The 20,554-nt window shown below is 73.9% G+C and carries 17 protein-coding genes; 8 read left to right on the top strand and 9 right to left on the bottom strand.

Going from position 1 to position 20,554, the window contains the following annotated elements:
* Positions 1-142 precede the first annotated feature (142 nt).
* The gene (locus ACIPUC_RS07760) at positions 143-844 is read left to right on the top strand and encodes a DUF998 domain-containing protein (RefSeq protein WP_446587380.1); all 702 of its coding nucleotides are present in this window, start codon (positions 143-145) and stop codon (positions 842-844) included.
* Positions 841-1,848, top strand: a complete 1,008-nt coding sequence (locus tag ACIPUC_RS07765; RefSeq protein WP_446587382.1) for an alpha/beta fold hydrolase — start codon at positions 841-843, stop codon at positions 1,846-1,848. Before ACIPUC_RS07760 ends, ACIPUC_RS07765 begins: the two co-directional genes overlap by 4 nt.
* Here the strand turns inward: ACIPUC_RS07765 and ACIPUC_RS07770 are convergent.
* The 4 genes from ACIPUC_RS07770 to ACIPUC_RS07785 form a co-directional block, all read right to left on the bottom strand.
* Complete coding sequence (locus tag ACIPUC_RS07770) at positions 1,833-2,252, bottom strand: CBS domain-containing protein (RefSeq protein WP_446587384.1); 420 nt, start codon at positions 2,250-2,252, stop codon at positions 1,833-1,835. The genes ACIPUC_RS07765 and ACIPUC_RS07770 overlap by 16 nt on opposite strands.
* A gap of 132 nt (positions 2,253-2,384) precedes the next feature.
* Entirely contained in the window at positions 2,385-3,104 is a 720-nt protein-coding gene (locus ACIPUC_RS07775; RefSeq protein WP_446587386.1) for a DUF305 domain-containing protein, read from the bottom strand.
* The gene (locus ACIPUC_RS07780) at positions 3,101-3,772 is read right to left on the bottom strand and encodes a DUF3105 domain-containing protein (RefSeq protein ID WP_446587388.1); all 672 of its coding nucleotides are present in this window, start codon (positions 3,770-3,772) and stop codon (positions 3,101-3,103) included. Before ACIPUC_RS07780 ends, ACIPUC_RS07775 begins: the two co-directional genes overlap by 4 nt.
* Before the next feature lie 53 nt (positions 3,773-3,825).
* Positions 3,826-4,026: a hypothetical protein gene (locus ACIPUC_RS07785; protein WP_446587390.1), complete on the bottom strand. Its 201-nt coding sequence runs from the start codon at positions 4,024-4,026 to the stop codon at positions 3,826-3,828.
* Positions 4,027-4,470: 444 nt separating this feature from the next.
* Between ACIPUC_RS07785 and ACIPUC_RS07790 the strand changes: the two genes are divergently transcribed.
* The 3 genes from ACIPUC_RS07790 (at position 4,471) to ACIPUC_RS07800 (ending at position 6,554) form a co-directional block, all read left to right on the top strand.
* Positions 4,471-5,832 (top strand): glutamine synthetase family protein, encoded by a 1,362-nt coding sequence (locus tag ACIPUC_RS07790; RefSeq protein WP_031148703.1) that lies wholly within the window; start codon positions 4,471-4,473, stop codon positions 5,830-5,832.
* A 136-nt stretch (positions 5,833-5,968) separates the two neighbouring features.
* Positions 5,969-6,310, top strand: a complete 342-nt coding sequence (locus ACIPUC_RS07795; protein WP_446587392.1) for a hypothetical protein — start codon at positions 5,969-5,971, stop codon at positions 6,308-6,310.
* 46 nt (positions 6,311-6,356) lie between these two features.
* Positions 6,357-6,554 carry a hypothetical protein gene (locus ACIPUC_RS07800; RefSeq protein WP_446587394.1) on the top strand — a complete coding sequence of 66 codons (198 nt, stop codon included), beginning with the start codon at positions 6,357-6,359 and terminating at the stop codon, positions 6,552-6,554.
* 126 nt (positions 6,555-6,680) lie between these two features.
* Here the strand turns inward: ACIPUC_RS07800 and ACIPUC_RS07805 are convergent, their stop codons facing one another.
* Entirely contained in the window at positions 6,681-8,093 is a 1,413-nt protein-coding gene (locus ACIPUC_RS07805; protein ID WP_446587396.1) for an MFS transporter, read from the bottom strand.
* Between the two features lie 161 nt (positions 8,094-8,254).
* Between ACIPUC_RS07805 and ACIPUC_RS07810 the strand changes: the two genes are divergently transcribed.
* A complete protein-coding gene (locus tag ACIPUC_RS07810; protein ID WP_446587672.1) occupies positions 8,255-9,076 on the top strand; it encodes a helix-turn-helix transcriptional regulator in 822 nt (273 codons plus the stop codon).
* 31 nt (positions 9,077-9,107) lie between these two features.
* Here the strand turns inward: ACIPUC_RS07810 and ACIPUC_RS07815 are convergent, their stop codons facing one another.
* A complete protein-coding gene (locus tag ACIPUC_RS07815) occupies positions 9,108-11,162 on the bottom strand; it encodes a PIG-L family deacetylase (RefSeq protein WP_446587398.1) in 2,055 nt (684 codons plus the stop codon).
* A gap of 243 nt (positions 11,163-11,405) precedes the next feature.
* Positions 11,406-14,105: a PIG-L family deacetylase gene (locus ACIPUC_RS07820; protein ID WP_446587400.1), complete on the bottom strand. Its 2,700-nt coding sequence runs from the start codon at positions 14,103-14,105 to the stop codon at positions 11,406-11,408.
* A gap of 171 nt (positions 14,106-14,276) precedes the next feature.
* Here ACIPUC_RS07820 and ACIPUC_RS07825 point away from each other — a divergent pair, with 171 nt between their 5' ends.
* A complete protein-coding gene (locus ACIPUC_RS07825) occupies positions 14,277-17,264 on the top strand; it encodes a bifunctional [glutamine synthetase] adenylyltransferase/[glutamine synthetase]-adenylyl-L-tyrosine phosphorylase (protein WP_446587402.1) in 2,988 nt (995 codons plus the stop codon).
* Positions 17,265-17,362: 98 nt separating this feature from the next.
* On the opposite strand, the gene ACIPUC_RS07830 is transcribed toward ACIPUC_RS07825, so the two are convergent.
* Both ACIPUC_RS07830 and ACIPUC_RS07835 read right to left on the bottom strand, forming a co-directional pair.
* On the bottom strand, positions 17,363-18,283 hold the full coding sequence (locus tag ACIPUC_RS07830; RefSeq protein WP_446587404.1) for a hypothetical protein: 921 nt from the start codon (positions 18,281-18,283) through the stop codon (positions 17,363-17,365).
* The gene (locus ACIPUC_RS07835) at positions 18,280-18,813 is read right to left on the bottom strand and encodes a SigE family RNA polymerase sigma factor (RefSeq protein ID WP_446587406.1); all 534 of its coding nucleotides are present in this window, start codon (positions 18,811-18,813) and stop codon (positions 18,280-18,282) included. The genes ACIPUC_RS07830 and ACIPUC_RS07835 overlap by 4 nt, the downstream gene beginning before the upstream one ends.
* A gap of 96 nt (positions 18,814-18,909) precedes the next feature.
* Between ACIPUC_RS07835 and ACIPUC_RS07840 the strand changes: the two genes are divergently transcribed.
* The gene (locus ACIPUC_RS07840; protein ID WP_446587408.1) at positions 18,910-20,499 is read left to right on the top strand and encodes an amidohydrolase; all 1,590 of its coding nucleotides are present in this window, start codon (positions 18,910-18,912) and stop codon (positions 20,497-20,499) included.
* Positions 20,500-20,554 lie beyond the last annotated feature (55 nt).

Consider the following 20,554-nt stretch of genomic DNA (forward strand, 5'->3'; position numbering starts at 1 on the left):
GAGCACCTAACGGGTCGGGTGTTGCCACGCCCCCGAGCGGCGTGGCGGCTCGTCGGGAACTGCACGTCAGGCCGGGACGTTACCCGGGGCGGGTATCCCGTCGAAGGAGGCGACGCCGCGTGTGCATAGGATTAGTCACACTATGTCCCCCCATGGCCTCTCTCCGCGCACTGCCGGACCCGTCGCCGCGCTCATCGGCCTGGGCGCCGCCGCCTACACCGCGTGGGTGCTCGAAGTCGTCCTCTCCACGGGCCTCAACCCCATCGAGACGTACGTGAGCGAGCTGGCCGCCCAGGACCAGCCGCTCGGCGGACTGTTCCGGGCCACCGACTTCACCGCCGGGCTCCTGGCCTTCCTCGGCGGGCTGCTGGCGCTGCTCCGGCTGGTGCGGCACGCCGAGTCCCGCCGCCTGTGGGCGGTCGCAGGCTGGGCCGGGATCACCCTGTTCGGCGCGGCCACCGCCGCCGACGCGTGGCTGCCGCTGAGCTGCGCGCCCACCGCGGACCCGGAGTGCGCGGCCCGCGAGACCGCCGGGCTCGTCCCCGCCACCCACCAGGCCCATGCCGTCAGCAGCGGCCTGGCCATGACCGGCGCCCTCGTCGGGATCGCGGCCCTCACCGTCGCGGCCCGCCGCTACGGCTGGTTCGCCCCGCTCGCCCGCTACGGACCCGTGCTCGTCGCCCTCGAACTGCTCGCCACCGCCTGGACCCTGTTCTCGATCGCGCTGTTCACCGCGGGCCGCGGGACCTGGGCGCTGGGCGCCGGCCAGCGCCTCCAGGTGCTGTTCGTCGCGCTCTGGCTGGGCCTGCTCGCGTACTCCGTCCATTGGGAGCGCCGTACATGACCGCGGGGGACGGAACGGAGGACAAGGGGTACGGGAACGCGCCGTACGGGAACGCGCCGTACGGGAACGCGCCGTACGGGAACGCGCCGTACGGGAACGCGCCGTACGGGAACGCGCCGTACGGGAACGCGCCGTACGGGAACGGCGCCGGCCGGTTCGTCCGCGTGGACGGGGTCCCGCTGCACGTCGTGGTCGAGGGCCGGGGGCCGGTGGCCGTGCTCAGCGCCGGGCTCGCCATGGCCTGGTTCGACTGGGACGCGGTCGCCGGCCTGCTGGTGGCCCGGGGCCGCACCGTTGTCCGCTTCGACCGCCCCGGGCACGGCCTCAGCGGCCACGCCACCGCTCCGGCGACCGCCGCCGGGGAGGCCCACCGGATCGCGCGACTGCTGGACGCCTTGCGCCTCCCGGGCCCCGTCACCGTCGTCGGCCACTCGATCGCCGGATTCCACGCCGAGGCCTTCGCACGCCTGTACCCGGAGCGCACCGCCGCCCTGGTGCTGGTCGACTCCAGCGTGGAGGAGGCCCCCCGTCCGGTGCTGCCCGCGGCCCTGCGCACCGCCGCCGCCCGCGCGCTCGGCCGGGCGGCGACGGCCGCCGGACTGCCCGCGGCGCTGGGACCGGCGGCCCGGCGGGCGACCGTACGGGCCTCCCGCACCGGCGGCGGCGACCCGGCCGCGCGGGACCTCGTACGCCGCTGCTACCGCACCGGCCGTGTCTGGCGCGGCGCCCTGCTGGAGAACGCGGGCTACCCGGACGCGGCCGCCGAGGTCCTGACGCTGCGCGGGACGCACCCGCTGACCGCGCCGGCCATCGTCCTCGTCGGCCACGACGGCTCCCGGGGCCGCGGCGCCCTGCGCTGGCCGGCCCGGCAGGCGGACCTCGCCGACCGGCTCGGGGCCCGTTTCGAGGTCGCCGAGCCCGCCGGCCACCTGGTCATGCTGGACCGCCCGGACCAGGTGGCCCGGGCGGTCCTGCACGCCGCGGCGGATCAGGACCGCGCGTAGACCTTCTCCGCCCAGCCGGCGATCTGGTCGTCCGAGAGGTGCTTGGCCAGGTCGGCCTCGCTGATCATGCCGACGAGCTTCTTGTTCCGGATCACCGGCAGCCGCTTGATCTGGTGGCTCTGCATCTCCTCGAGCACTTCGGAGACGTCCGCCCCCGCGTCGATCCAGCGCGGCGTGCCCTTGGCCATGTCGCCGGCCGTCACCTTCGCCGGGTTGTGGCCCTTGGCCACACAGCCGACCACGATGTCGCGGTCGGTCAGGATGCCGCAGAGCCGTTCCGTCTTGTCGCTGATGGGCAGCGCGCCCACATTGAGGCGGGCCATCATCTGCGCGGCCCGGTCCAGGGTCTCGGTGGCGGGGATCCACTGGGCCCCGGCGTGCATGATCTCTCCGGCGGTGGTCATCGCATCAACCTCCTGAGCGCCGTTGTGGGGCGGGACGCGGTCGCGCCCGCCTCGGCGCCTCCGCCCGGGGCGGGGCTGTACACGCCCGTACGGCTCGGAGGCGCCCTCCCACCACCGTACGGGCGTGCCCCGTCACCCGCGCGGCGCAGCCCCGCGCCGCCCCAGCATGTCCGCCATCAGGGTGAGCTCCGAGCGCTGCGCGTCGGCCATGCCCTGCGCCAGCTCCTGCTCCACCGGGGTCTGGCACTGCCGCGCGCAGCCCTCGGCCATCGCGACGCCGCCCTGGTGGTGGTCGGTCATCAGCTGGAGGTAGAGAACCTCGGCGTCCCGGCCGGAGGCCGCCTCCAGCCGGGCGAGCTCCTCCTTGGTGGCCATGCCGGGCATCAGCGCGCCGGGCTTGGCGGTGTGCCCGTCGCCGTGGCCGCCGTGCCCGCTCCCGGCCCCCGAGGCCCCCGAGGCCCCCGAGGTTCCCATCCAGGACATGGGCGGCTCGCCCGCCACCACCTTCGGCAGCCCCCACAGGTCCAGCCAGCCGAGCAGCATGCCCCGCTGGTTGGCCTGGGTGTTGGCGATGTCGTAGGCGAGGCTGCGCACCGCCTCGTCCTGCGTGCGGTCCCGTACGAGGAACGACATCTCCACCGCCTGCTGGTGGTGCACCGCCATGTCCCGCGCGAAGCCCGCGTCCGGCGAGTGCAGCGCCGGGGTGCGGGCCGCCGTACCGCTGCCGCCGGTATCGCCGGCGTCGCCGGTCGCGGCGGTGACGGTGGCGGCCGCCGCGAACAGCAGCGCCAGAAGCACGGCCGTGCCGGCGACCCAGTACGTACGGGGGGTGCCGCCGGGCCGTCGGCTCACTGGCCGACCACGCCGTTGGTGCAGGCGGCGCCCGGCTCCGGGGTCTGCGGGCCCTGCACGTACTTGGTGAAGAACTGCGCCACGCGCGGGTCGTCGGCCTTCTCCACCGTCAGCTGCTTGCCCCACGCGCTGAGCATGATCGCGCCGGCCTGCTCCTTGACCGGGCTCATCAGCGTGTACGGGGTCTTGCCGACCGTCTCGGCGAGCTTGTCCACCTGGCCCTGGGCGGCCTTGTCGTTGTACGTCACCCAGACCGCGCCGTGCTCCAGCGCGTGCACCGCGTTCACCTCGGGCACCGGGTTCTTGTAGACGTCGCCGTTGCAGTTCATCCAGCGGGGGTGGTGGTCACCGCCGACCGGGGGGTTCATCTCGTACTTCACCGGGGTCTCGACGTGGTTGCGGCCGAGGTTCTTCGCGTCCCAGGTCTGCTCGCCGTCGACCGGCGTCTTGCGGGCCAGCTCGATGGCGTCCTTCTTGCGCTGCTCGGTCTGCTTCTGGTCGATCAGTACCCAGGCGCCGAAACCGACCAGGCCGACGACGATGACCGAGGAGGTCGTGATCGCGATGGCCTTGTTGCGGCGGTCGCGCGCCTTTTCGGCGCGGCGCATCTCGGCTATGCGCGCCTGGCGGGAGTGCTGGTCTGAGGTGTTTCCGGACTTGCTGGCCATGGTGCCCTGGTTCCTTCTGCTGAGGGGGGTGGACGGACGCGAAACCGGACCTGTCAGGTCCGCAGCACCTGGAGGGCGTGCAGGTCGGGGGCGGGCGCGAGGGCGAGGGGAGCCCGGATCCGGCCCGGAGCGCCGGCCGCGGCGAGGGGCGGCGGATCGCCGCCGGCCACGGTCACGGCGGGCGGCGGCACGGGCAGCAGCCCCGGCATCACGTGCGCGAGGGCCGAGCAGCCGGGCAGGTCGTACGGGGACACGCAGACGGCGCGCGCCGGTCCGTGCCCCTCGACGTGCCGCTGGACATGCCCCTGGCCATGCCTTTGGACGTGCTCTTGGACGTGCTCTTGGACGTGCCCTCGGGCGGATGCCGGAACCCGGGTTTCACCGGGTGGCGCACAGAAAAGCAGCACCCCGACGACCGCCCCGGCCAGTGTGCCGACGAGCGGGCCGCAGGCCCTCGGCAGCAGGGCGCGCAGAAGGCCGGGGCGTGTGTGACGCCCCCCATGCGTGTGCTGCCGGCCCCCCATGGGCGCAGATGGTAATGCTCATGACCACTGCATGGTCAGAGCGGGGGTGTCACGACCTTTGCGGGGTGCGTAATGTGGCGGAAACCACCGCTGGCGATACTGGTCCGCCCCCAGCTGTGCGCCGGGCCCCCTCGGTGGTGGTGCACAGGCCGTCTGAACTGCGAGGATGAAGGCATGGACAAGCAGCAGGAATTCGTCCTCCGGACGCTTGAGGAGCGCGACATCCGCTTCGTGCGCCTGTGGTTCACCGACGTACTGGGCTTCCTCAAGTCCGTCGCGGTCGCCCCCGCGGAGCTGGAGCAGGCCTTCGACGAGGGCATCGGCTTCGACGGCTCCGCGATCGAGGGCTTCGCGAGGGTCTACGAGTCCGACATGATCGCCAAGCCGGACCCGAGCACCTTCCAGATACTGCCGTGGCGCGCCGAGGCCCCCGGGACCGCCCGCATGTTCTGCGACATCCTGATGCCGGACGGCTCGCCGTCCTTCGCGGACCCGCGCTACGTCCTCAAGCGCATCCTCGCCAAGACCTCGGACCTGGGCTTCACGTTCTACACCCACCCCGAGATCGAGTTCTTCCTGCTGAAGGACAAGCCGCTGGACGGCACCCGTCCGGTCCCGGCCGACAACTCCGGCTACTTCGACCACACTCCCCAGAACGTGGGCATGGACTTCCGCCGCCAGGCGATCACCATGCTCGAATCGATGGGCATCTCGGTCGAGTTCAGCCACCACGAGGGCGCCCCGGGCCAGCAGGAGATCGACCTCCGCTACGCGGACGCCCTCTCCACGGCCGACAACATCATGACCTTCCGCCTGGTCATGAAGCAGGTCGCGCTCGAGCAGGGCGTCCAGGCCACGTTCATGCCGAAGCCCTTCTCGGAGTACCCCGGTTCGGGCATGCACACCCACCTCTCCCTCTTCGAGGGGGACCGCAACGCCTTCTACGAGTCGGGCGCCGAGTACCAGCTCTCCAAGGTCGGCCGCTCCTTCATCGCGGGCCTGCTGAAGCACGCCGCCGAAACGGCGGCGGTCACCAACCAGTGGGTCAACTCGTACAAGCGCATCTGGGGAGGCTCCTCCCGCACGGCCGGCTCGGGCGGCGAGGCCCCCTCGTACATCTGCTGGGGCCACAACAACCGCTCGGCCCTGATCCGCGTCCCGATGTACAAGCCCGGCAAGACCGGCTCCTCGCGCGTCGAGGTCCGCTCGATCGACTCGGGCGCCAACCCCTACCTCACGTACGCCGTCCTCCTGGCGGCGGGCCTCAAGGGCATCGAGGAGGGCTACGAACTCCCGGCCGGCGCCGACGACGACGTCTGGGCCCTCTCCGACGCCGAACGCCGCGCCATGGGCATCGAACCCCTCCCCCAGAACCTCGGCGAGGCCATCGCCCTGATGGAACGCAGCGAACTGGTCGCCGAAACCCTCGGCGAACACGTCTTCGACTTCTTCCTCCGCAACAAGAAGCAGGAGTGGGAGGAGTACCGCAGCGAGGTCACCGCCTTCGAACTCCGCAAGAACCTGCCGGTGCTGTAACAGCAGCCTTTTCTGGCACCTCGGGCTGGTGGTCGACGACCACCAGCCCGAGGCCGTCTCGACGTAAGTACGGCCGGCGACATGGGTGAGTACGAGCGCTCAGGTGCTGCGGAGTCCGGCACGGTTGGCTGGGCCCATGAGCGAAACGACCAGGGCCACCATGGCAGCCCCCGCCGACCGGGACAGTCGAGCGGTGCCCGTCTGGACCTCCGTCCTGACGGTGCTGCTCGCCCCCGTGGCCTTCCTCTTCGGCGGGCTCGCCCCGATGGCGGCGGACAGCTGCGGTCCCGCCCACTGCGCGCCGGGTCTGGACGCGACGCTCGCGGTGGTCGCCGTCTGCTGGTTCGCCAGCTGGACCCTTACCCCGCTGCTCGTCCTGGCGTCCTGGCTCTTCTCCGGGACCGCCGCCGGCCGTTGGAGCGCATGGACCGCGCTCGTCCCGCCGGTGATCGTGATCCTGCTCGTGCTCGGACTCTGAAGCGCGGGGCGCGGGCCTGTCAGCGGGGTCTGGCAACGTGCCCCGCATGAACGAGCGACCGACGCCCGCTGCGGCGCGACTGCGGGAACTGCTGGACGAGCCGGCAAGCTGGGGCTGGGCGCGGCCCCAGCTCCTCGGCTGCGTCGAAGGCCCGCACCACCCGCCCTTCCTGAGCCGCCACCGGGCCGGCCCCGCCATGCGCTACTACCCGCAGTCCGAGGACGGCCCGGACCAGCCCTGGTGAGCAGCCGTCAGACGCCTTGTGTGATCACGTCGATCCGATGGGACCGGGGGAGAGGGCGATGGTAGGAGCGGGGTCCCGTCGCCGGGTGCTGCGCCGCTGGTCGCCGTGTTCGGGGTACCGCCGTCGTCATGCCGTCCCGGTGGGGCGGTTGCCGCGGCGGGTCAGGGCTGCCGCCGTCAGGAGGGCCGTCGTGAGGACGATCGCCGCGTCGACGGCGAGGACCGTGCGGACCCCGTCGAGGAGTGCCGTCTGGGTCGTGGCCAGTACGCCGAGGAGCGGGATGCCGATGGTGAGGCCGACCTGCTGGGTGGTGGTGACCAGGCCGGTCGCCAGGCCCTGTTCCCCGTCGGGCACGCCGCTCGTCACCACCAGGCCGTACGAGATGATCGCGCCGAGGTGGCACATGCTGGCCAGGGATACGGCCACGGTCGCCAGCAGGGCACCCGAGTCCGCGCCGGCACCGAGCAGCGCGGCGGTGAGCACGCCCTGGCCGGCCAGTGAGGCGACCAGCGTGCGGCGGGCGCCGAAGCGGCCGATGACCCGCGGGGCGTACGAACCGGCCACCACGGAGGCTGCGCCCTGGACGCCGAACACCAGCCCGGTGAGGAAGGACGACAGGCCCAGCGTCTCCTGGAGGTAGAGGGTGAGGACGAAGATGACCGTCGACATCATCGAGAACGTCACCAGGCCGCCCACATTGCCCCAGGCGACCGTACGCCGCCCCAGCATGGGCAAGGAGACCAGCGGAGCCGGGGACTTCGACTCCACCACCACGAACGCGGCGAGCAGGGCGAGTCCGGCGACCAGCGTGCCCCACACGTCCGCACCGCCGAAGCCGCGCTGGGCCGCCGTCGACAGCGCGTAGATCAGCGCGAGCAGACCGCCGGTGACCGTGACCGCGCCGGGCACGTCCAGCCGCGGCCGCTCGGGCGTACGCGATTCCGGCAGCAGCCCCGGCGCGAGGAGCAGCACGACCACCGCGGCGACCGCGAGCAGGCCCATGGTGGAGCGCCAGCCCAGGGTGTCGGTCATGACGCCGCCTAGCAGCATGCCGACGGTGAAGCCGAGGGAGAGCAGGGTGCCGGAGATGCCGAGCGCCTTGTCGCGCAGCGGGCCCTCCGGGAAGGTCGTGGTCAGCAGGGACATCCCCGTCGGCACGATGACCGCCGCGCCCATGCCCTGCAGGGCCCGCCCGGTCAGGAAGGACGCCGGGTCCCAGGCGAGGGTGGCGAGCAGCGAGGCCGCGCCGAAGACCGCGAGGCCGGCCAGGAACAGCTTCTTGCGGCCGAACAGGTCGGCGATCCGGCCGAAGAGGAGCAGGAAGCCGCCGGACGGCAGCGCGAACGCGGTGACCGCCCACTGGAGGGCGGACCGGCTCAGCCCGAGGTCCTCGCCGAGCACCGGCAGGGCCACGTTCAGTACGGAGAAGTCGAGCGCCACCATGAACTGGGCGGCGCAGAGTACGAAGAGGACCAGTCTTGCCCGGCCCGCCAGCCGGGTGGTCTCGGGAGCTTCGGGAGCCCGTGTGTTGATCGCCATGGCCACCACCCTCGCGGCCCGGGAATGCCCGTGCAGAGTGGGAACTTATCCTGGTGGCGGCACCACCAGGCACCACCAGGTGTCATCAGGCAGCCGAGCAGGGGGATTTCGTGGCCACACCGTCCGACGAGCACCGCCGGGCCGAACTGCGCGAGTTCCTCATGAGCAGACGGGCCCGCGTCACCCCGTCCGAGGCCGGCCTGCCGGACGGCGGGGCCCGCCGCCGCACCCCCGGCCTGCGCCGGGAAGAGGTCGCGGTGCTCGCCGGAGTCGGGGCCTCCTGGTACCAGTGGCTGGAACAGGGCCGCGACATCACGGTGTCCGCGCAGGTACTGGACGCGGTGGGCCGGGTGCTGAAGCTCACCAGCGCCGAGCGGCGACACCTGTACGTACTCGCCGGACTCAATCCGCCCGCCCTCGAAGTCGCCCCCGCAGACCGGGACATGTGCCAGGGCTTGCGGCGGCTGATCGACGCCTGGATGCCGTTCCCCGCACACATCATGGACCGGTACTGGAACACGGTGATGTACAACGACGCGGCCGCGCTGGTCTTCGGCATGCGCCCGGACATCGTGCAGAACTGTCTGATCGCCTTCTTCACCGACCCCATCCACCGGGCCCGCACCCCTCATTGGGAGGAGGTCGCGTGCCAGGTGGTGGCCCAGTTCCGGGCGGCCTGCTCGGACCACCCCCACGACGAGGGGTTCCGGGCCGTGGTCGAGGAGGCGTGCGAGCTCAGCCCGGAGTTCGCCGGGCTGTGGGAGCGGCGGGACGTCGAGCCCGGCGGGCAGCTCCAGAAGCAGATGGAGCATCCGGTCGTCGGCAGGCTGTACGTGGAGTCCACGCAGCTGCGCGTCCCGGCCCGCCCCGACCTGGCGATCGTGCTCCACACCCCGCTGCCGGGCACCGAGACGGCGGAGAAGCTGGAGTGGCTGACCTCGCCGGAGGGCCGGCGGGGGTCGATGTACCCCGTCGCCGGCTGAGCGGCCTCCGCGCCCGTACGTCCGGGCGGGGTCAGCGCACCGCGCGGCGCCACGCGGGCCGGCCGGGGCCCGCGGCCGCCGTGGTGGTGTGGAGCTGCGCGTCCAGGCCCACGACCGCCATCGTCGAGCCCGCCGGTTCGACCACGGCCGCCGGGGCGCCCGCGTACAGCATCCCGGACTCCGTCCAGGCGGGCGGGCCGCCCAGGCCCGTCGTTCCGACCGTGCCGCTGTCCGCCCGGCCCGAGATGTGGCGGCCCGCGACGCCGACCGCGCCGTAGCCGGCCCGGCCGCCCGCCTCCGAGACGCTGGAGACCTGGGGCTTGCCCGGGCCCGCCGTGACCAGGGCGGAGCGGACGACTCCCGAGTCCGGGCGGCGGAAGTACAGCCGGACGCCCGCGCCGTCCGGGGCCGCCGAGAGGGGAACCGTCGTGGCGGGCAGGCCCGTCGGCTGCGGCCCGAGCAGGGGGGCGCCCGGGGCGGCCTGGGTCCAGGCCAGGACGGACTTCGTGGTGGTGGCGTACACGTGGCGGCGCCCGGCGGAGTCGACCGCCGTCACCGGGTCGCTCTGCAGGTCCTCGCCGCCCAGCCGCCGCCAGGGGGAGAAGCCGCCGTCCGGCTGCTGGGCGGCGGCGCGCAGGGTGCGGCGGGAGTCGCGCAGGTAGACGGTGAGCCGGCCCTCCGCGTCCACGGCCGCGGCCGGTGCGCTGATCGACGAGGTGCCGTCCTCGTCGACCCGCTCGGGGGTGCCGAGCGACTGCCACGGTCCGAACGGGCCGTCGGGCGCGGACTGGACGGCGTACACGACCTCGCGCCGGTAGTCCTCGGGCCGTGCGCCGAAGGCGGTGCGGGTGGCGAGGACCGCGATCCGGCCGTCCGGCAGGCGGGCGGTGGTCGCCCCCGGGTCGATGCCCGTGCCCGGGAGGAGGGAGGGGCCCGCCCAGTCGCCGCCGGGGGTCCGCGTCCAGTACGCGGTCTGGCCGTCCAGCGTGGCGAACGCCCAGAGCCGGCCGGGCGTTCCCTCGACCAGCCAGGAGGTGTGGTCGGCGCGGGTGTAGCGCAGCGACTGGGCCCAGTTGCGGCCGGTCGGGTTGCCCGCGACCTTGCGGTCGCCGCAGCCCGAGGGGGACCCGCAGTGGTCCTTGCGGTCCTGCCAGGCGTACGTCCGCAGGTAGCCGGTCTTCGTCTCGGCCGTCTGCGGGTCCAGCGCGTGCGGGAGGGTGCTGTTGTGGTAGCCGAGGTAGCTCTGGACCGAGAACCGCGGGCGGTCCGTGTACTGCGCGGCGTAGGCGGCGGAGGCGGCCTGCACGAAGCGCGCCCCGTACATGTGGTCCTGGTGGTCGGTGTAGGGGCCGGTCTCCCCGTACCGGCCCGGCGTCGGGTCCTGCATCCGTATCGTCGTCGGCTTGTAGCGCGCCAGGACCCCGGCTATCGCCTGTATCAGCTGGTCCTTCGTGTACGTGAACTGCTGCTTGACCGGGGTGCCGGAGGCCAGCTGGGCGCCCAGTGCGGGTATCCGCCCGTTCCACAGGCCGCGCAGGCTGTCGGGGTTGTCCGCGGCGGTGCTGCGGGCCTCGCGCAGCTGGAACCACACCAGGTTCACGTGCGGCTTCGCCACGAGGACGTCGAGCTCGGCCTGGCCGCCGCCCGCGGTGGGTATGACGGTGCGCTTCCAGGCGCTGGTCCGGTCGCCGGTGGCCATCTGCGCGTAGGCGGAGCGGATGCCGTTCTGCCGGGCCTCCGCGTAGTGGGTGCGGTCGGCGGGCTGCTCGGGGTCCCGGATGGTCGCGCCGCGCGCCTCGTTGCGGCCGTCGGCCTCGCCCGAGGTGAGGTAGGCGGTGGTGACGGGGACCCCGGAGAGCAGCGAGCGGCTGAGGTCCGGGTTCATGAAGAACAGGTCGTCATCGGGGTGCGCGACGACCTGGACGACCGAGCCGGCCGTGACGCTCGCGGGCAGGACCGCGGCGGCGCTGTTCTCCTGGGTGGCCCCGGCCGATGTCTGCTGGCCGGAGGCGACGGCGAGCACACCGGTGGTACCGGCGGTGAGCACGCCGAGCAGGGCCGCGAAGCGGCGGCGGGTCATGGGCATCGGGCACGCCTAGGGTTCGATCGTCCGGGCGGGAAAACCGCTGAGCAGTCAGAGAGAGGCCAATACGGGGAACTTGGTTCACCGGTTTCGGCGATGACTGCTGCCTTCCGGAAATGACCGGACGTGATTGTGCCCTGTGGAGATTTTGATCCGGATATGTGACCAAGATGTGGACGCCGTTCGTCCGCTCCCGGGGTCAACCGGCGTACTGGTGGGGGGTGGTCGGGGGCGTGCGGGGGCGCGCTACGGGCCCGTGTTGCGCGGGCCCACCGGCTGCCACGGTGCCAGGTGGGCGTCCGGGGCGTCCGCCGACGAGGTCACGTACAGCCGCGCGTCGAGCCCCACCACGGCCAGGCTGACCAGGTTCTTGCCGGTCATCGTCGAGGACGGGGCGCCGACGAACATCAGCGGCGACCGCTCCCACGGCCGGCCCCATCCGACGTCCGACCCCAGCTGTCCGCCCGCCGCGCGGCCCGCCAGTACGTGCCCGCTCGCCGTCACCGAGCCGAAGCCGCCCAGGCCGCCGAGGTCCGTGAGGTGGTTCACCTTCAGTCCGCCGTCACCCGTCACGAGGGCGGTGCGGACGTTGCCGGAGCCCGGCTTGCGGAACCACAGCCGCACCCCGCCCTCGCGGCCCTCCGCGGTGAGCGGGAGCGTGGTGTCCGGCAGCCCGGTGGCGGTGGCCGGGCCCAGCGGCCCGCCCGGGCTCGGCTGCACCCAGCCCACCACCGTCTTGGGGGTCGCCGAGAACACCATCCGCCGCCCGGCGCCGTCGATCGCCGTGGCGGGGGTGCCGTGCAGGTCGGAGCCGCCGTACTTCTCCCACGGGCCCCAGCTGCCGTCCGCCTGCTGCACCCTGCCGCGCAGGGTGTACGCGCCGTCGCGGACGTACGCCGCCAGCTGCCCGCTGCCGTCGACCGAGACGGCCGGGGCGCTGATGTCGGAGGTCCAGTTCTCGTCCGCGGCCTCCGGGGTGCCCAGCGACTGCCATGCGCCGAACTCCTCGGAGCCGGGGCCCTTCTGGACCGCGTACACGATCTCGCGCCGGTAGTCCGCGGGCTTCGCGCCGAAGGAGGTGCGGGTGCCGAAGGCGGCTATCCGGCCGTCCTGGAGGGTGACGGTGGACACGCCCGGGTCCGTGCCGGTGCCGGGCAGCAGGTTCGGGCCGCTCCAGCGGCCGATCGGGCCCGGCCGGTGCCAGACGGCGACCTGGCCGTCGAGCACCTTGAAGGCCCACAGCCCGTGCTCCTTGTCGGAGGTCAGCCAGGAGGTACCGGTGCCGCGGGCGTAGTTGATGGAGTCCGACCAGCGGTTGCCCGCCGGGTGGTCGGCGACCTTGAGGTCGCCGCAGCCGGCGTCGCTGCCGCAGTGGTTCTGCCGGTCGAGCCAGGCGTAGGTGTCGAGGATGTCCAGCTTCTCCCTGGCCTCGTCCGGGTCAAGGGCGCTGGGCAGGGAGCCGTTGAAGTAGCCGAGGTAGTTCTGCAGCACGAAGTGCGGGCGGTCCTTGACGTCCTTCGCGTACGCGGCGGTGGCCAGCTGCACGAAGCGGGCGCCGTAGAAGTGGTCCTGGTGGTCGGTGTAGCGCTTGGTGTCGGGGTGCCGGCCGGGGGTCGGGTCCTGGGAGCGGATCGTGGTCGGCTTGTACTGCTCCAGGATGCCGACGACGGTCTGGACGACCTGGTCCTTCGTGTACGTGAACCTCTGCTTGACGGGGCTTCCGGAGGCGAGCATCGACTCCAGTCGGGGGACCTTGCCGTCCCACAGGCCGTGCAGGCTGTCGGGGACGTCGGCGTAGACGTTGCCGGCCTCGCGCAGCTGCAGCCAGACCAGGTTCACCTGGGGCTTGGCGACGAGGACGTCGACCTCGGCGTGCCCGCCGCCCTTGGTCGGGACGGCGGTGCGCTTCCAGGCGCTGCCGCGGTCGCCGGTGGCCATCTTGGCGTAGGCGGCGCGGATGCCGTTCTGGCGGGCTTCGGCGTAAGCGGGCTTGTCGGGCGCGGTGGTGGCCTGCTTGGCGGAGCCGGCGTTGACGCCGTCGGCCTCGCCGGAGGTCAGGTAGACCGAGGTGACGGGGAGGCCGGCGGATATGGAATAGCGCAGGTCCGGATTCATGAAGTAAAGATCGTCATCGGGATGAGCGATGATCTGGAGCACCCGGCCGGGGTCGGGTGCGTCCGCGGGGGCCGCGGGGGCGGTGGCTTTGCTGTCGGGGACCACGGGGGCGGCCAGGCGGTCGAGGGCCTCGTGGCCGCGGAGCATGAGCATGCTGCCGGCGGCGGTGGCCGCGCAGAAGGCGACGACCTTGACGAAGCCGGCCCAGCGGTGGCCCTTCGCCTCCGGCGCGGTGGACGACCTGCCGCCGCCGGCCGCCGCGGCCCGTCGGCCTCGGGCCTCCGGCGGGGTGGGGGAGGCGGTGGCGGCCTCGGTCCGTCGGCGGCCGCGTCTGCCGTGCGCCTCCGGCGGGGTGGGGGAGGCGGCGGTGGCGGCCGTCCCGTGGGTGGGTGACCCGGCCGGGGAGCCGGTGGCTTGGGGCATGCTTCGGCGGCGGCCGCGCCTGCCTCGCGCCTCCGGCGGGGTGGCGGGGGTTCCGGCCTGGCGGCGGCTGCGTTTGGCCCCCGGTGCGGTGGTTGCCTTGGCGCGGCCGGCCCGGCTGACGGTGCGTTCGGCGTCGCGGGCCAGTCGGGCGGCCTTGCGGCCGCCGCGCGGAACGTCCGGCTGCGGAGCCTCGGTCGGGCGGTCGGACTGCCAGGCTGCCGCGGCCGGGGTCGGTGGGGCCTCGGCCTGGTGGGCGGGCTGCCACGCTGCCGCGGGCGGGGCCGGCGGGGACCCGGCTTGGCGGTCGGACTGCCAGGCTGCCGCGGGCGGGGCCGGCGGGGGCCCGGCTCCGGGTATCGGCTCCGGCCCGGGCCAGGCGGAGCCGGGGTAGGGGCGTCCGTCGGACATGGGGCTCCTCGCGGCCGGTAGGCGGGGAGCTGGCCCCATCACGCCATAAGTATTCGGATAATCCGATAATCCCCGTCATGGTACGTGTCGGTGAGTCGAACGCCTGCTCCGGCTAGGCTCACCACGAGGCACGCCAGGGCAGTGGCAGCGACGACCGCGGGAGGCGGCGGGATGACAGTCCCGGGACGCAGGAGCAGCACCTTCATCCGGCTGCTCCGCAGCGGGTTCACCGACCCCTCGGCCGCCGCCCGGCTGCTGGACGCCGACGCGCTGGCCTCCGTACGCGCCGATCCCGTGCTCCTCGACGCCCTCGGCGCCACCGCCGACCCCGACCTGGCCCTGCTCGGGCTCGTCCGGCTCGCCGAGGCGCAGCCGCCCGAGGAGCTGTCCCTGCTCCTCGACACCCTGGTCAGCGCCAAGCCGCTGCGCGACCGCCTGCTCGGTGTGCTCGGCGCCTCCGAGGCGCTCGCCGACCACCTCGCCCGCCACCCCCGCGACTGGCACGCCCTCGTCACCTACGAGGCCGCCGACCTGCACCCCGGGCTCCCGGAGTTCGAGCGCGGCCTCGCCGGCGCCCACGACCCCGTCGACCTCCGCATCGCCTACCGCCGCTGCCTGCTCTCCATCGCCGCCCGCGACGTCTGCGGCACCATAGACATCGCCCAGACCGCCGCCGAGCTCGCCGACCTCGCCACCGCCACCCTCCGCGCGGCCCTGCGCATCGCGAGCGCCGCCGCCCCCGACGACGCCGCCCACTGCCGCCTCGCCGTCATCGCGATGGGCAAGTGCGGCGGCAACGAGCTGAACTACGTCTCCGACGTCGACGTCATCTTCGTCGGCGAGGCCGTCCCCGGAACCGACGAGGGCAAGGGCCTCCAGGCCGCCACCCGCCTGGCCTCCCACCTCATGCGGATCTGCTCCGAGACCACCGTCGAAGGCACCATCTGGCCCGTCGACGCCAACCTCCGCCCCGAGGGCAGAAACGGTCCGCTCGTCCGGACCCTCTCCTCCCACCTCGCCTACTACCAGCGCTGGGCCAAGACCTGGGAGTTCCAGGCCCTCCTCAAGGCCCGCGCCGTCGCCGGGGACCCCGACCTCGGCGCGCAGTACATCCAGGCCATAAGCCCCCTGGTCTGGCAGGCCGCCGAGCGCGAGAACTTCGTCGCCGACGTCCAGAAGATGCGCCGCCGCGTCGTCGACAACATCCCCGCCGCCCAGGTCGACCGCGAGCTCAAGCTCGGCCCCGGCGGCCTGCGCGACGTCGAGTTCGCCGTCCAGCTGCTCCAGCTCGTCCACGGCCGCAGCGACCACACCCTGCACTCCGGCACCACCCTCGACGCCCTGCACTCCCTCGCCGCCGGCGGCTACGTCGGCCGCGCCGACGCCGCCCAGCTGCACGACGCGTACCGCTTCCTGCGCACCATGGAGCACCGCATCCAGCTCTACCGGCTGCGCCGCACCCACCTCGTCCCCGAGGACGAGCACGACCTGCGGCGCCTGGGCCGCTCCATGGGCCTGCGCACCGAACCCGTCGCCGAACTCAACAAGGCCTGGCGCCGCCACGCCTCCGTCGTGCGCCGCCTGCACGAGAAGCTCTTCTACCGGCCGCTCCTCGACGCCGTCGCCCAGCTCGCCCCCGGCGAGACCCGGCTCTCCCCGCGCGCCGCCGGACAGCGCCTCGAAGCCCTCGGCTACGCCGACCCGGGCGCGGCCCTGCGCCACCTCGAGGCCCTCGCCTCCGGCGTCACCCGCAAGGCCGCCATCCAGCGCACCCTGCTGCCGGTCATGCTCGGCTGGTTCGCCGACTCCGCCGACCCCGACGCCGGCCTGCTCGGCTTCCGCAAGGTCTCCGACGCCCTCGGCAAGACCCCCTGGTACCTGCGGCTGCTGCGCGACGAGGGGGCCGCCGCCGAGAACCTCGCCCGCGTCCTGTCCGCCGGCCGCCTCGCCCCCGACCTGCTGATGCGCGCCCCCGAGGCCGTCGCCCTGCTCGGCGACCCCGAAGGCCTCCAGCCCCGTACCCCCGAGGCCCTGGAGCAGGAGGTCCTCGCCGCCGTCGGCCGCGCCGAGAACCCCGAGGCCGCCGTCGCGGCCGCCCGCGGAGTCCGCCGCCGCGAGCTCTTCCGTACCGCCGCGGCCGACATCATCCGCTCGTACGGTACGGAGGACAGCCCGGCCGAGGAGGACCTCGGAGCCCTCGTCGACCGGGTCGGCGGAGCCGTCTCCGACCTCACCGCCGCCACCGTCGCCGGCGCCCTGCGCGCCGCCGTCGGGTCCCACTGGGGCGACACCCTGCCCACCCGCTTCGCCGTCATCGGCGTCGGCCGCTTCGGCGGCCACGAACTGGGCTACGGCTCCGACGCCGACGTCCTGTTCGTCCACGAACCCCGCGAGGGCGTCGACGAACAGGAGGCCGCGAAGGCCGCCCAGACCGTCATCGCCGAGATGCGCCGCCTGCTCCAACTGCCCACCGCCGACCCGCCGCTGCTCATCGACGCCGACCTGCGCCCCGAGGGCCGCTCCGGCCCGCTCGTGCGCACCCTGGCCTCGTACGCCGCGTACTACCGGCGCTGGGCCCTGACCTGGGAGAGCCAGGCCCTGCTGCGCGCCGAACCGGTCGCGGGCGACGCCGACCTGGGCCGGCGCTTCATCGACCTGATCGACCCGCTGCGCTACCCGGTGGAGGGCCTCGGCGAGGAGGCCGTACGGGAGATCCGACGGCTCAAGGCCCGGATGGAATCGGAGCGGCTGCCGCGCGGCGCCGACCCGACGCTGCACACCAAACTCGGCCGCGGCGGCCTCAGCGACGTCGAGTGGACCGTCCAGCTGATCCAGATGCAGCACGCCTGGGCCGAGCCGGGCCTGCGCACGACCCGCACCCGCGAGGCCCTGTCCGCCGCACACGCGGCCGGGCTGATCCCGACCGAGGAGGCGCAGATCCTGGACGAGGCCTGGGTCCTGGCCACCCGCGTGCGCAACGCGGTGATGCTGGTCCGCGGCCGCGCCGGGGACACCTTCCCCTCCGCAGCCCGCGAACTGGCGGCGGTGGGCCGCTACCTCGGCTACGCGGAGGGCACGGTCGGCGAGATGCTGGACGACTACCGCCGCATCACGCGACGGGCCCGCGCGGTCGTGGACGAGCTGTTCTACGGAGCGTAGGCAGGGCAGCGGGGGCGGGGGCGGGGGCGGGGGAGCGGGGGCGGGGCCTCGCCGCCGACCCCTGTACGCCGGCGAGGCCCCGCTCCCGGGTCATCCCCCTACGGGATGGGCTTGTCGTAGGACTTGTCCGTGTCGGAGTCGTAGACCTGCGTGCCCTCGGCGTCATAGCCCCTGATCCGCGGCGCCTTGGTGACGGCCCGTTCCAGGATGCCGGTGGCGGCGAACCAGCCGTGGTCGAGGGCGGCTTCGGCGGTGGCGCCGCCGTAGCTGACGGTGACCCGGGCGACGCGGGGGTCGACGACGGTGCCGATGCTGCCCCAGCGGTAGGGCAGCTTCCACGGGCCCTCGGAGCTCAGTCGCTGCAGGTAGAGCTTGCCTCCGTTGATGTCGGGAACGACGGGGCCCCGCGCGGGGTCGTCGTCCGCGCCGACGTGGGCGTTGATGCCGCTCGTCTCGCCGTTCTTGACGGTGCAGATGATCCGGACGGGCACCGGGGTCTCCTTGACGGCGACGATGTAGCGGCCGTCGCCCGGGGAGTTGTCGTTGCCGATGCTGCGGTGCGCGAGCAGGATCCGGTAGTCGGCGGCCCTGCCCAGGCTGCCGCGTGCCGAATCGGCACCGCCGGGGCGCTGCCGGTCGTACTCCAGGCACTGCTCCAGTCCGGTGGCCGCGTCCGCGAGGGTGATGCCGTCGGCGAGCTGCCCGGGAGTCGCGGGAGCGGCCGGCCCGGCGGGCGGCCGGGGCGCGGCGCTCGTCGTGGGGCCGCCGCCCACGGTCACGTGGCCCGACGGCCCGCCGCCGGCGTCGCCCGTGAAGGCGAGGGCCGTCGCCGGTACGACGGCCAGCGCGATCAGCGCCGCCCCCGCTGCCGCGAGCCTGCGCCGCCGCTCCGCGCGGCCCTGCCGGACGATCTCCGGATACGGCACGGCGGCGGGCCGCACGGCCGCCGCGTCCTGGGCCATCCGCTCGCGCAGGTCCCGCTCGAAGCGGTCCTGTCCGTCGTCGCCTCGCCCGTTCACAGGACTGCCCCTTCGTTCATCTCGTTCACCGGCGCGATCCGGCCCAGCCCGGGCCAGGCGCGCAGTTTCGCCAGGGCCTTGGACGCCTGGCTCTTGACGGTGCCGGGGGAACACCCCAGGACGTCGGCGGTCTCGGCCTCGGAGAGGTCTTCCCAGTACCGCATGACCACGACCGCCCGCTGCCGGGCGGGCAGTTGGGCCAGCGCGGCCATCAGCACGTTGCGCTCGTCGGCCCACGCCACGGCGTTGTCGTGCACCGAGGTGTCCGGCACGCTGTCCGTCAGCCGCTCGGCGACCCGGCGCTTGCGGAACCGGTCGCTGTTGCACGTGACGAGCATCCGGCGTACGTACGCCTCCGGGCTGTCCATGCGCGACACGCGCCGCCACGACCGGTACGCCTTCGCGAGCGCGCTCTGGGTCACGTCCTCCGCGTCGTGCGGATCGCCGGTCAGCAGGTACGCGGTCCGCACCAGATGACTCCAGCGCGCGGCCACGAACGACTGGAACTGCGCTTCTTGCTCGGCCTGCATCGGCACCCCCTTCGCCCTCTTGACCACCTCCCGCCCGGATTCGGTTGCCCGGGGGCGGAAACTGGTTCAGCCCGCCCACCCCGAAGGAGCAGAGCCGTGCCCGCTGCCGACACCGTCCTCACCGGAGCCCGCGTCCGCACCCTCGACCCCGGCCGCCCCGGGGCCCGCGCCGTCGCCGTCCGCGACGGGCGGATCCTCGCCGTCGGCGACGAGGCCGACGTACGCGACTGGCGCGGCCCCCGCACCGAGCTGATCGACCTCGGCGGCGCCACCCTCACCCCCGGCCTCACCGACGCCCACAGCCACCCCGTCTGGGGCATCGAGACGGCCACCGGCACCGACCTGTCCGCCGTACGGGACCTCGACCAGCTGCGGGCCGCCCTGCGCACCGCCGAGCGCGCCAAAGGCTGGGTCGTCGGCCACGGCCTCGACCACAACGCCTTCGGCGGACAGCCCGTCGACCGCGCACTGATCGAGGACGTCCTGGACGGCGCCCCCGCCTTCCTGCGCCTCTACGACGGCCACTCCGCCCTCGCGAGCGGCCCGGCCCTGACCGCCGCCGGCATCACCGGACCCCGCACCTTCGCCCAGCGCTCCGCCATCGTCTGCGACACGGCCGGCCGCCCCACCGGACACCTCGTCGAGCACGCCGCGATGGCGCTGGTCGGAACCCTGGTCCCGCATCCCTCCCCCGCCCAACGCCGCAGCCGCCTCCTCGCCCTCCTCGACGCCATGGCCGCCACCGGACTGACCGGCGCCCACGTCATGGACCTCGGCGACGGAGACGTACCGGCCCTGCTCTCGACCGTGGAGTACGAGGGCCACCTGCCGCTTCGGCTGCGCCTGGCCCCCTGGTGCATGCCGGGGGCGGACGACGAGGAACTCGCCGCGCTGATCGAACTCCAGCGCCTGGCCGGCCGCCACTGGCAGGTCGGCGGCGTGAAGTTCTTCATGGACGGCACCGTCGAGGGCGGCACCGCCTGGCTGGAGCACGCCGACTGCCACGGCCAGGGCACCGACGCCTTCTGGCCCGACCCGCGGGCCTACGCCCGCGCGCTGCGGGTCCTCGACGGGGCCGGCGTGCGCACCGCTACCCACGCCATCGGCGACGCCGCGGTCCGCCACGTCCTCGACACGGTCGCCGCACTCGGCGACCGGGCCCGGATGCGGCACCGGATCGAGCACATCGAGACCGTGCCCGACGACCAGCTGAAGCGGTTCGCGGAGCTCGGGGTGATCGCCTCCATGCAGCCGCTGCACGCCGCGTACACCCGTGCCGACCACGGTGACGAGTGGTCCCGGCGGCTGGGGGAGGACCGGGCCGGGCGCGCCTGGCGCTGCCGGGACCTGCGGGACGCGGGAGCCGTCCTCGCGCTCGGCTCCGACTGGCCCGTCGCCCACTACGACGCCCGCCAGGTGCTCGTCACCGCCCGCAGCCCTCTCGGCGCGGCATCGGCGGGATCCACCCTGACCGGGCTGATGGCACTGGAGGGCATGACCTCGCACGCGGCGCTCGCGGCAGGGGAGGAGCAGGTGGCGGGCCGGATCGCGGCCGGCCGGCGGGCGGATCTGACGGCCTTCGCGCTCGATCCGGTCACGGCCGGGGTGGACGAGCTGGCCGGGGCACCGGTCCGCCTCACGATGTCCGGCGGCCGCGTCACCCACCGGGACCCCGCCACCTCGTGACGGGCGGGTCGGGCCGGCAGGAACCCGCGGTCCGTGCCGAGGGGAGGCCGGGGCT

Source organism: Streptomyces sp. LARHCF249 (genome assembly GCF_052871255.1).